The following is an 11,842-nucleotide window of genomic DNA, read 5'->3' on the forward strand; positions in this document are numbered from 1 at the left end:
CTCGGCGGCGGCACTTCTTGGACAGTTGCGTGCGTTCATTATATGAACCACGCCCTGACCGCCTTGTTTGACCCCTCCCAGCTTAGTACGATTATTACCGTGCAAAAAGTAGTGGGCGTGCTCGTGGCGTGCTGGGCCGCCGTCTCGCTCGCGGCCGCGCTCGCCGGCGCGTCGCGCTGGACGGTGATCCACCCGCTCACGCTCGGCGTGGTCACGACCGCCATCCAGGCCTACTCCACCCACTTCGCCGACGCGCTCACGCGCACCGCCTCCCGTCCCGCCGGGCTGGCCGTGCGCATCGCGGCGGTCAACCTGGCGCTCGTCGCGATGCTGCTGGGCGCGCCGCTCGCCATTCCGGCCGCCGTCGCTGCGGCCGCGCTGTGCTGGCACGGGGTGTCCATCGCCCGCAAGCTGCGCCGCGGCCTCACCAGCCCGTTCGCCAGCACCGCCCGCTGTTACGTCGTCGCCGCCGCGTTCTTCGCCCTCGCCGCCGCCGTCGCCGTGGGCTCGCGGCACGTGGGGCCCTCGCTTATCGACGCCACCATCGCCGCCCACTCCCGCCTCGCCGTCTGGGGCTTCGCGTGGACCACCATCGCCGGCACCGTCATCACCCTGCTCCCCACCATGACGGGCAACCGCGCCTCCGCAACCGCCCGCGCCCGCCTCCCCCGCGCGCTGCTCGCCCACTGCATCGCGCTGCCGGCCGCAGCCGCCGCGGCCCTGGCCAGCCCGCCGCTCGCCGCGGTGGCGCTCGCGGTGTGCGCGCTCGCGTGGTCCTACGCGCTGCAGCCCGTCCTCGCCGGCGCGCTGTTCACGCCCGGGCTGTCGGCCCCCGCGGTGAGCGTCGCCGCCGGACTGCTCTGGCTGCTCGGCGCCATGTTTGCCGACGCCGCAACACTCGCCACCGGCGCCGTCCGCTTCCCCGCAAACCTGCTCACGTTCCTCCTCGCCGCCGGGCTCGCCCAGGTCGTCGCGGGCGCGATCGGCCACCTGCTGCCGGTCCTCGCCCGCGGCGCGCGCGAGCCCGACAACGGCTTCATCAAAGTCGGCGTGGTCAACGGCGGCGCGCTCGTCGCCCTGGTCAGCCCGCGGATCGGGCTTGCCATACTGGGAGTAGGGCTCGCGCTCCATGCAAGAAAGGTAGCTGTCCCATGAAACGAACCGAATCCCTGGCCTGGGGGCTCATCGCCCTCGTGGTCGCCGTCGTCGTCGGGCTCACGCTCGCGTTCAGCGGCTCCGACACCACCAGCACGCAGGCGGTGAGCAGCGAGGACGCCACCACCGTCGACGTGGACATCCAGGGCATGTCGTTCGTCCCCGCGAGCGTCGCGGTGGAGCCGGGCACCCGGCTCGTCCTCAACATCACCAACTCGGACACGCAGCAGCACGACCTGAAGCTCGGCGGCGAGCACAGCGGCCGCATCGACCCGGGCGAGACCGTCACCCACGACTTCGGCGTCTTCACCGAGGACACCCAGGGCTGGTGCACGATCGCAGGCCACAAAGCCATGGGCATGACCTTTGATGTGGTGACGAGTGGGAAGGGGGAAGAGGAGGCGTCGATAGGCACTGCCCGCGACGCCACACTGCAGCCCGCGAGCGGCGAACTCCACGAGGAGACCTGGGTGATACAAGACGACGGCGACTCCTGGACCTTCGCCGACCAAGCGCCCGGGCCGACGCTGCGCGGCAAGGTGGGCGACCGGTTCCGCATCACCGTGGAAAACCACGGGCAGATGAGCCACTCGATCGACTTCCACGCCGGCGAAGTCAGCCCCGACGAGGTGATGCGCGAGATCCCACCGGGCGACAAGGTGGTCTACGAGTTCACCGCGCGGCGCTCCGGCATCTGGATGTACCACTGCGGCACGATGCCGATGAGCCTGCACATCGCGAAGGGGATGGCCGGCGCCCTCATCATCGACCCGCCGGACCTCAGCCCCGTCGACGCGGAGTACGCGCTGGTCGCGCACGAGATTTACCACGACGACGACAGCATCCCCGCCGGAAACTACGACGCCACCGCGTTCAACGGCACGCCGAACCAGTACGTCGAGCACCCGATTGAGGCGCACGTCGGCGACACGGTCCGCGTCTGGGTCCTCGATGTCGGGCCCGACAACCCGGTCAGCTTCCACGTCGTCGGAGAAGTCTTCGACACCGTGTACAAGGAAGGCGCCTATTCGCTTCGCGACGCCCACGACACCGGCTCCCAGGCCCTCGACCTCCTCGCCGCACAGGGCGGGTTCGTGGAGTTCACCTTCGACGAGCCGGGCACCTACAGCTTTGTCAACCACCAGATGACGGATGCGGAGAAGGGCCAGCGCGGCCAGTTTGTGGTCCGTCTGTGACGGTGCGGTGCGGCGCGCGGGCCACGTGGTCCGCGCCGGTGGGCGTGACGCTTCCCGACGGCGAGACGTACACAATCCGCCCGCCCCGCCGCTCCGTGCGCCCGCGGGAGGTGCGGCCCGCCTGGTAGTTGTGGTACCGGCACAGCCAGCCCAGGTTGTGGACCGCGGTCTCGCCGCCGTGCTGGTGCTCGGTCATGTGGTGGGCGTCGCAGCGCGAGGCCGGCACGTCGCAGTCCTTCCACGTGCACGTCGCTGAGTCCGCAAGCATCATCTCGCGGTGCTTCGGCGTGGCCAGGCGCATGTCGTAGGCGTTGACAGGCCCGTCCATCGCGCCGACGAGGATGATGTGCCCGAACTGCGAGAGTCGCTGCCGCACGAACTCCTCGCCGGACATGACCACCCCGTTGGCGAAGCGGACCTGCACGTCGTCGCCGGCGCCGGAGACGATCCGGACGTAGTCGCCAAGGTCCAGGTTCACACTGAGCTTCAGCAGGTAGTCGGCCCGCGGGCAGTCCTGGTCGAGCCAGGCGGCGACGTCGTTCTTCGCAGCGTCGTAGGCCGCCTGGACGTCCAGCGCGGGGCCGGTCACGCGCAGGGTGGCCTGGCCGTCGCCGTGGTGGGTGACGCGCGCGCACGCGGTGCGCGGCGCGCGTGGCTGCAGCTCCTCCTTCAGCTCCGTCGCGCGCTTGCGGATCAGCGACAGGTCCCCCGGCGTGTTGCACAGCGTGTCGATGTAGCGCCACCGCTTCGTCGCGTCCTTGATCCCGTTCGCCGTGCGCGCGATGTACGCGAGCGTCTCGATCCGGTGCCCGTGCTCCCGCGCCCCGTCGTGCGCGCGCTGCTGGTAGCGCGAGTGGGACGTCCGGCCGCAGAGCGTGTGCGCCGCCGCGACCAGCTGCTTCGCGCGGTCGTACTGGACCCCCTCGTCGCGCACCTCGCGGGCAGACTTGCCCGCCGCGGCGGCGACGAAGTCGAAACCGCTGCGGTCAAACCGGGCGAGCTGTGCGAGTGCGTTCATGGCAGCAACAATATCCGAAACGGCAGCGAAAATGGGGAAATGTGAGAAGTCCCCCAGTTCCCGCAAATATGGAACCAGGGGCCGGGTTGCTGCGTCTAATACGGTTTGGGGTTTCAGCTCAGCACGGCGATGAGCACGCCCAACACGACGAGCGCGGCGGCGGATTGGGTGGCGGGGTGTTGGGTGGGTGTGGCGTCGATAAGCGAATCCTTGCCCTTGAGCACCCCAACCTGCGCGCGGATCGCGCGGGCCATGAGCGGCAAAAACGCGACGAGCACGCCGAAGCAGAGGACGCTCATCGCCACGCGCAGCCACGAATTGTCCGCGGCCAGCCAGCACGCGAGCGAGCCGTTGAACAAGACGACGCGGAAGTACGCGGCGCGCGACAGCTCCGCCAGGCCGGCGCGGACGGCGCGCGGGCCACCGCCCATCGTCGTTGGCAGCAGGTAGCTCATCGTGCCGATCAGGAGCTGGGCGGCGAAACCGAGCATGAGCGCGAGCGTCGGCAGGTCCGGCGTGGTGAGGCGGACGGCGAACCAGATGAGCGTGACAATCAGCCAGATCAGCGCCGCGAAGACGCTCAGGCCGGCGTAGGTGACGCGGCCGCGGGGGTCGCGAAGCACGTCGAGGACGTTGACCAGGAAGCCGTGGAACGTCCACAGCCACGCGGCGACGTACACAACCGTGCCCGCGCTGGCCAGGAGGTCCAGCCCCGCGAGCGCGCCGCAGCTGGCCACGATCACGCCCGCGACCGCCAGCGGCACCGAGACCCCCGCCCGGTCGTGCATCCCGTTGACCCGCCACATGCTGGGGAACAGCACGGTCAGCGACGCCAGCGCCGCCAACCCCACGAACCCGCCGACGTTGGTGACCAGGTGCGCGAGCCGGACGCGCTCCTGCCAGTCGCCGGGCAGCCCGAACGACAGCGCGGAGCCGAACGCCACGCCGACGGGCAGGAACACCGCGCTGGCCACGTAGCCGAGCACCACCGGACGGAGCCGCTTGCCGCGCCCGGCGCGCCGTACCTGCGCGTACAGCTGCCACGAGTGCCAGCCCAGCACTCCCGCGACGATCGCGGCGCCGACCCAGGTCAGCGCGTAGTGCCCGCGCCACCACCCGGCGAGGAACTGCCCCACCAGCACGCACACGACGCCCGCGTTGAGCGCCCAGGTGCGGCGCAGCTGCGCGGGCCGGGCGCTGTCGGGCAGCCGCTGCTGCAGGAACCGCTCGGTGAGGTTTTGCGACCACAGCACCACCGAGTTGGTCAGGATGCCCAGCGTGAACACGTGGATGAGCAGCCACCGCGGCTCGGGCACGAGCGGGTGCGCAAGCCCGATCACGATGAACACGACCATCCAGACCATGACGGGCCTGGACGCGCGCCGGTGCCAGGCGTGCGGGCTCCATTTCTTCGGCATGCCACCAACCTAACATTTACTCCAACTAAAGTTGTATTTAATTGAGGAGCTGGAGCAGCTTCTCGACGATCACCGCCCGGTTCCCCTCCGCCAGCGGCCTTGCGTAGATGTGGTCGTGCGCCCACAGCCCCGACGCCAGCACCGACGCCGCCAGGAGGTCCGGGTCCGTGGCCGTGTTGTCGGGGCGCGGCAGCCACCGGTCCTCCACCTCCAGCCACGGGCGCGTGTAGTCGGGGTGGGTGTGGGCGTGGAGGGTGACCAGGAGCTCGGCGAGCGGCTCGTGCTCGCTCATGGTCACCAGCATCGCCCGGTAGCGCTCGCGCGGGGCGAGGTCGGCGGCGTCCCCGCCGGCGCGGGCGCGCACCTTGTCCTCCCACAGGCCCGCGGTGTACTCGTGCAGCCCGACGAGGAGCTCGTGGCGCGACGGGAAGTGGTAGAGCAGGCCGGACTTGGACAGGTCCGTCTCGGCGGCGAGCCGGTCGTAGGTGACCGCCTCAATACCGCCCGGTCCAGCGACGATGGCGTAGGCGGCGCGCAGGATCTCGGCGCGCTTGCTTTTACGCGGCATGGAGTTCTCCAGACTTCGGGTTGTCGCGGAAGCACCACCAGGTCGCCGCGGCGAACGCCAGGGCCGCGGCGGCGAGGAGGAGCAGGACGGCGTGGTAGGCGTCCGCGTAGGCGGTGGCGGCTGCGGGGCTGGGTGGGCCGCTGTACAGCGCCTCCATGCCCTGCGGGAAGCGGCGCTCGAACCACAGCGGGAGGAGCGAGCCGGTGACGGCGACGGTGAGCAGGGTGCCGAACTCGTACGAAACCTCCTCGACGCCCGCGGCCATGCCCGAGCGGTGCCGCGGCGCGGCGCCGAGGATGGCGATCGAGCTCACCGACATCACCGAGCCGGCGGAGAACCCGAGGAGGACGAGCGCGGCGAGCTCGAGGGCGAGGCCGTCGGCGGAGTCGCCGGCGATGAGCAGCGCGGTGCCCGCCGCCGCACCAAGGAAGCCGCCGCCGATGAGCGGGAGGAAGCCGATGCGGTGCAGGTTCGCGCCGCCGACCACGGAGGCGGGGATCGCCGCGACGGCCATCGCCGTGATCACCACGCCCGCGTGCAGCGGGGAGAAACCGCTGACCAGCTGCAGTTTCTGCGAGGTCATCAGCTCCACGCCCGCGAGGACGAACATCGCGCCGGCCGCCGCGACGACGCCGCCGGAGAACAGGCGGGAGCGGAAGATGTCGAAGGTGAGCAGCGGGTCCGCCAGCCGGCGCTGCCGGCGCGCGAACAGCCAGCCCGCGAGCAGGCACACGACGACCACGCCCCCGACCAGCGTCGCCGAGCGGTCCGGGTTGGCCACGCCCTTGATGGTCATGGTCAGGCCGGAGAGCGCGAACAGTGCGTAGACGGAGGAGATGATGTCCCAGTGCTTCGCCGGGTTGGGCACGTTCTCCGGCGCGAGGGCGAACGTGGCGATGAGCGCGACGACCACGATCGGCACGTTGATGAGGAAGACGGAGCCCCACCAGAAGTGTTCGAGCAGCGCGCCGCCGACCAGGGGGCCGAGCGCGGCACCGACGACCGCGACGGAGGCCCAGATGCCGATGGCGGTGTTGCGCTCCCGCTCGTTGGGGAAGGTGAGGCGGATCAGCGCGAGCGTGGCGGGCATCATCACCGCGGCGCCGAAGCCGAGGAGGCCGCGCGCCGCGACGAGCCACCACGCGCCCGGCGCGAACGCCGCGGCCAGCGACGCCACCCCGAAGATGCCCAGGCCGATGAGCCACATGAGGCGGTGGCCGATTTTGTCGCCAAGCGTGCCGGTGCCCAGCAGCAGCCCGGAGAGCACCAGCGGGTACGCGTTAATGATCCACAGGGACTGCGCGGGCGTGGCGTGCAGCTGGGCGCTCAGCGCCGGCAGCGCGGTGTACAGGATCGAGTTGTCCAGGCCGATCATGAGCAGGCCCGTGGAGACGACGGCGAAGAAGGTCCAGCGTTGGGCGGAGGCGGAATGTGTCACGCGCCGAAACTGTAATGACCGTCCGTTTAGGTTTCAAGGCGGGGGAAGCGGATGGAGGCGTCGTCAAGCACTCGCACCTGCGCCTCCCCACCCACGGGGAACGTGAGCAGCGGGTTGGTGTGGCCGAAGCTGGCGTTGGCGATGACGGGTTTGCCTTCCAGCTCCGGGATCGACGCGATCGTTTCCTCGAGCATCGCACGCGTGACGCGGCTGGCGGTTTGGAAGCGGCCGATGACCACGCCCTCGATGCCCTCGCCGTCGGGCATCTGCAGCAGGGAGACGAGCTCGCGACGGAAATCCATCACGCTGTACTTGCCGGTGACCTCGGCGAAGAGGACGGCGCGCTCGAGCGAGGGCATGAACTCGGTGCCGGCGAGCAGGCCGAGCGTGCCCAGGTTCGCGCCGAGGGCCACGCCGTGCGCCGTGCCGCTCTGGATGGGCCACCAGCCGTCGTCGGGCTCGCGGACGCGGCCGTCCTGGTTGATAAACCAGTCGTCGTCGGTGAACCAGGTGCCCGGCTGCCACTCGATCGGGTCCAGGCCGAACGCGGCGTGCTCGAACCCGGCGCGCGTGACCTCGGAGTGGTCGCGCATGCCCAGCGTGGACCAGTGCGGGCCGATGTAGGTGGCCACGCCGGTGCGCGCGTAGACCGCGTTGGCGATCGCGGAGATGTCCGAGTTGCCGCACATGAACTTCGGGTTCGCCGCGATGAGGTCGAAATCCAGGTGCGGCAGGACCTCGTTGCTGGTAAAGCCGCCGATCACGCTCATGATGCCCGCCACCTCGGGGTCCGCAAACGCGTCGTGCAGGTCCGCAGCGCGCGATTCGGCCGACGAGGACCAGAACATGTCGGACTCGCGCACATTCTCGCCAAACGAGACGCTAATGCCAAGGTCCGCGAGCCGCGCGTTCGCCAACTGCTTCACGTAGCGCCCGGCCTCCCCCTGCTCCACGTACGCGAGCGAACGGGACGGGGCGACCACGCGGATGGTGTCGCCCGCTTGCAAAGGTCGCGGGTAGAGAGTCATTGCTCCGACATTACCCGCACGATCGCGTCGATCGTGTCTGACGGAAGTGGCGCGGGCAGGCTGAAGCGCAGCGCGGACTGGGCGGGCTCAGGCGAGTAACCGAGCGCGGTGAGCACCGGCGAGGGTTCCGCGCTGCCCGCCCGGCAGGCCGAGCCGGAGCTTGCCGCAAACCCCGCGACGTCGAGCGCGACGAGCAGTGCCTCGCCGCTGATGCCCTCGACGACGAAGGAGGCGTGGTTGGGCAGCCGCTCGGTGCGGTGCCCGGTCAGGCGTGCGCCGGGCACTTGCTTTTCGACGCCCACGATCAACGCATCCCGCGACGCCATCACCTCCAGCGCGCGCTGCCCGGCGCGCGCCTGCTGCGCTTGTACCGCCGCGGCGAACCCGGCGATCCCCGCCACGTTCTGTGTGCCGGCACGGCGCCCGCCCTCCTGTCCACCGCCGTAGATGACGGGCTCGAGCGGCACGTCGCGTGGCAGAAGCAGCGCGCCGACACCGGCCGGGCCGCCGAACTTGTGCGAGGCCAGCGCCACCGTGGTCGCACGCGGACCGGGCCAGCCGCCCGCGGAGAGGTCGACCGGCAAGTTCGCGGCGGCTTGCACGGCGTCGAGGTGCAGCGCCACCTGCGCGGGGACCTCGGGCACATTGGCGACCGTACCGACCTCGCTGTTGGCCAGGCCAAGCGCGACGAGCGTGGTATCCGGGCGCAGCAGCCGGTCCAGGTCGGTCTGTGCGATCCGGCCATGCTTGTCGACGGGCACGTAGTCCACCGCAAAGCCGTGCAGCCTTTCGAGTGCGGCGCAGCTTTGCAGGACCGAGGAGTGCTCGATGGCTGAGGTGATGATGTGGCGGCCGCGCGGGGCGGCCAGGGCGCGACCGATGATGCCGAGGGTGTTGGCTTCGGTGCCACCGGAGGTGAACACCACACCCGCGGGGTGCACGCCGAAGGCCTCGGCGATCGTGGCGCGGGCCGACTCGAGGACGTTCGCGGCACGCTCGCCCGCGGAATGTACGCTCGAGGGGTTCGCGCAGGCCGCATCATAGACCTGCAGCATCGCGGCGCGGGCCTCGGGCAGAAGCGGGGCGGTGGCGGCGGCGTCAAGGTAGGCGCTCACTCGTCTGCGACCTCATCGACCTCATCGACGCTGTCGAGGCCCAGGTCGAGCGCGCGGGCGCTGTGGGTGAGCTTGCCCACCGAGATCACGTCCACCCCACAGGCGGCGAGCTCGGCGACGGTGTCGAGGTTGACGTTGCCGCTGGCTTCAGTGGGCACGTGGGCGTCGATAAGCGAGACTGCCTCGCGCAACTCGGCGGGCGAGAAATTATCCAACATGATGCTGTCCACGCCCGCGGCGAGCACCGGCTCGATCTGCGCAAGCGAATCGACCTCCACCTCAATGTGCGTGGTGTGGCTGACGCGGGCGCGGATCGTGCGCAGCGCCTCCGTGATCCCGCGCGGACCCGTGGCGCCGAGCGCGGCGAGGTGATTGTCCTTGACCATCACCGCATCCGAGAGGCTAAAGCGGTGGTTGTGGCCGCCGCCGGCGCGCACCGCGTGCTTCTCAAAGGCGCGCAGGCCAGGGGTGGTCTTACGCGTATCCACGATGCGGGCGCCGGTGCCTTCGACCGCGGCGACGTAGCGGGCTGTCAGCGTGGCGATGCCCGACATCCGCTGCGCGAAGTTCAGTGCGACGCGCTCCGCGCTCAAGATGCCGCGGGCCGGACCCTCGATGAGCGCGAGGCGCTGGCCGGCGTCGAAATGCGTGCCCTCGGGCGAAAGCTCGGTGACCGTGATCTGGGGGTCCGTGGCCGCGAACGCCGCGCGGACCACCTCTCCCCCGGCGAAGACGCCCTCTTCGCGGGCCACCAGCGCGGTGCGCAGGCGGGCGTCGGGAGCAATCGCGGCTTCGACGGTCGCATCACCCCACGGCATGTCCTCTGCGAGCGCGGCGCGGACAGCGGCGTTGATGAGTTCCGGGGTCAGCATGGCTTCGCCGCCAGCATCCGCTCGAGCGCCACGCGTGCGTCAGACGCGGTGGCTTCCGGCACCACGATCTGGTTTTCCACCCGGCCCTCGAGCAGCGACTCGAGCGTCCACGCCAGATACGCCGGGTGGATGCGGTACATCGTCGAGCACGGGCACACTACCGGGTCAAGGCAGAAGATCGTGCGGTCCGGGTACTGCTGTGCGAGGCGGTTGACCATGTTGATCTCGGTGCCGATGGCGATCACATCGCCGGGTGCGGAGTTCTCCACCACGCGGCGGATGACTTCGGTGGAACCGGAGGAATCGGCGGCGTCGACAACCGGCGCAGGGCACTCCGGGTGCACCACGACGTGCACGCCCGGGTACTCCGCGCGCGCCTTTTCGATCTGCTCGACTGTGAAGCGGCGGTGGACGGAGCAGAAGCCGTTCCACAGAATCACCTTCGCCTGCGCGAGCTGCTGCGCGGTGTTGCCGCCGAGCGGCTCGTTGGGGTTCCACATGCACATCTGCTCGTCCGTAATGCCCATCGCGCGCGCCGTGTTGCGCCCCAAGTGCTGATCCGGCAGGAAGACGACGCGCTCGGCGCGCTCGAACGCCTCCTTGAGCACGGTTGCCGCGTTTGAGGAGGTGCACACCACGCCGTCGTTGCGGCCGCAGAAGGCCTTGATGTCCGCGGCCGAGTTCATGTACGTCACCGGCACGATCTGCTCGCCGGGCAGCGCTTCGTGCAGCTGGTCGAAGCACGCCTCGACCTGCGCGAGGTTGGCCATATCCGCCATCGAGCATCCGGCGTTCAGGTTCGGCAGCACCACGGCCTGGTCCGCCCCGGAAAGGATGTCGGCAGTCTCCGCCATGAAGTGCACCCCGCAAAAGACGAAGGCCTCCGCCTCCGGGTGCGCCTTCGCCTGCTGGGCGAGGTTGAAAGAGTCCCCGATGAAGTCCGCAAACTTCACGATCTCGTCGCGCTGGTAGAAGTGTCCCAGGATCTTCACCCGCTCACCCAGCTTCTCCTTCGCCGCGGTAATCATCACGTCGAGTTCCTCCGGGCCCGCTTGCGTATACCGCGCCGGCAGCGGCGCCTGCGGGGTCGGCAGCGGCGCGAACGTGTCGCCGCGCGAGGCGCCCGGCCCGTAGGAGGCGTTCTGGGCGGTCTGCCACGGCTCGGCGGGCAGCTCCGTGTCGCAGGTGGCTTCCTGGGCCGCCTTTTGCGTGATCAAATCGGCAACTGAAGGCATGGTTCTTACTCTTTCTCGCTAATGAATCTGTAGTACTTCGCCGGCCGGTGCTTGGTACCAGCTTCGGTGGTGCCGGTGGCCTCGAGCTCTCCGCTCGCCAATGCTTGCCGACGAAAATTCGCCGGATCCAGCCCCTTCCCCCCGATCGCCTCGTGCACCCGGCGCAGCCGCGTGAGGGTAAAGGACTCTTCGAGGAAGCGGTGGGCGATCAGGGTTTGTTCTGCGCGCTTTTGCAGGCGCGTGATCCCGGCGCGGATGATCTCCGCGTGGTCGAAGGCCAGCTCCGGCAGCTCGCGCGTGTTCCACCAGGCGATGTTCGGGTCGTCGGGGAGCTCGGTGCCAGCGAAATCCTGGGGTCGAAACTGCGCCCAGTACGCGATGGTGACCATGCGTTGCGCCTCCGCGGAGCGCTCCACAGAACCGAAGGCGTAGAGCTGCTCCAGGTAGTTCGGCGTGGCACCACTGGCCGCAACGAGCGTCTCGCGCGCGGTTTCGCCCAACGTCTGGTTCCACTGCGTGGGCCCGCCGGGCAGCGCCCACGCTCCGTAAAACGGGTCGCGCACGCGGCGCACCAGCGGGATCCACAGCCCACTGTCTGCGTTGAGGTCAGTGGGTGTTCCAGTTGGGTTGTGCAGCGCAAACGCGACTGTGGACACCGCCACCATCGGTCCGAGCCTCTGGCGCTCGGCCACGTTGAGCCTCTGCAAGCCGAACATGGACTCACCTCCCACGTTACTTATAGTCATGATGACTTTAAGTGAGCTTAGGCGAGGCGCGGGGTCCAGGCAAGCACTGGTTT

11 protein-coding genes are annotated in these 11,842 nt (G+C 69.7%); 2 read left to right on the forward strand and 9 right to left on the reverse strand.

The genetic code is table 11. The features are described from left to right. Positions 1-99 precede the first annotated feature (99 nt). Positions 100-1,155, forward strand: coding sequence for a hypothetical protein (locus FPP74_RS07130; RefSeq protein WP_133064759.1), 1,056 nt, complete (start codon positions 100-102; stop codon positions 1,153-1,155). After that, on the forward strand, positions 1,152-2,351 hold the full coding sequence (locus FPP74_RS07135) for a multicopper oxidase domain-containing protein (RefSeq protein ID WP_144717699.1): 1,200 nt from the start codon (positions 1,152-1,154) through the stop codon (positions 2,349-2,351). Before FPP74_RS07130 ends, FPP74_RS07135 begins: the two co-directional genes overlap by 4 nt. Here the strand turns inward: FPP74_RS07135 and FPP74_RS07140 are convergent. From FPP74_RS07140 to FPP74_RS07180, 9 genes are all read right to left on the reverse strand, one after another. Next, entirely contained in the window at positions 2,290-3,369 is a 1,080-nt protein-coding gene (locus tag FPP74_RS07140) for an HNH endonuclease signature motif containing protein (RefSeq protein ID WP_144717701.1), read from the reverse strand. The two genes, FPP74_RS07135 and FPP74_RS07140, sit on opposite strands and share 62 nt — an antisense overlap. A gap of 113 nt (positions 3,370-3,482) precedes the next feature. Continuing rightward, complete coding sequence (locus tag FPP74_RS07145; RefSeq protein WP_144717703.1) at positions 3,483-4,787, reverse strand: copper oxidase; 1,305 nt, start codon at positions 4,785-4,787, stop codon at positions 3,483-3,485. 37 nt (positions 4,788-4,824) lie between these two features. Continuing rightward, positions 4,825-5,355, reverse strand: coding sequence for a TetR/AcrR family transcriptional regulator (locus tag FPP74_RS07150; protein WP_144717705.1), 531 nt, complete (start codon positions 5,353-5,355; stop codon positions 4,825-4,827). After that, positions 5,345-6,730: an MFS transporter gene (locus tag FPP74_RS07155; protein WP_144717742.1), complete on the reverse strand. Its 1,386-nt coding sequence runs from the start codon at positions 6,728-6,730 to the stop codon at positions 5,345-5,347. The genes FPP74_RS07150 and FPP74_RS07155 overlap by 11 nt, the downstream gene beginning before the upstream one ends. Positions 6,731-6,819: 89 nt before the next feature. Further along, complete coding sequence (locus tag FPP74_RS07160) at positions 6,820-7,821, reverse strand: S66 peptidase family protein (protein WP_144717707.1); 1,002 nt, start codon at positions 7,819-7,821, stop codon at positions 6,820-6,822. Beyond that, positions 7,818-8,936: a cysteine desulfurase family protein gene (locus FPP74_RS07165; protein ID WP_144717709.1), complete on the reverse strand. Its 1,119-nt coding sequence runs from the start codon at positions 8,934-8,936 to the stop codon at positions 7,818-7,820. Before FPP74_RS07165 ends, FPP74_RS07160 begins: the two co-directional genes overlap by 4 nt. Beyond that, complete coding sequence (nadC, locus tag FPP74_RS07170) at positions 8,933-9,808, reverse strand: carboxylating nicotinate-nucleotide diphosphorylase (protein WP_144717711.1); 876 nt, start codon at positions 9,806-9,808, stop codon at positions 8,933-8,935. The genes FPP74_RS07165 and nadC overlap by 4 nt, the downstream gene beginning before the upstream one ends. Continuing rightward, positions 9,802-11,043, reverse strand: a complete 1,242-nt coding sequence (gene nadA / locus FPP74_RS07175) for a quinolinate synthase NadA (protein WP_144717714.1) — start codon at positions 11,041-11,043, stop codon at positions 9,802-9,804. The genes nadC and nadA overlap by 7 nt, the downstream gene beginning before the upstream one ends. 5 nt (positions 11,044-11,048) lie before the next feature. After that, complete coding sequence (locus tag FPP74_RS07180; protein WP_255456094.1) at positions 11,049-11,789, reverse strand: NUDIX hydrolase; 741 nt, start codon at positions 11,787-11,789, stop codon at positions 11,049-11,051. Positions 11,790-11,842: the final 53 nt, after the last annotated feature.

Source organism: Corynebacterium sp. NML180780 (genome assembly GCF_007786415.1).
Lineage (GTDB): Bacteria > Actinomycetota > Actinomycetes > Mycobacteriales > Mycobacteriaceae > Corynebacterium > Corynebacterium gottingense.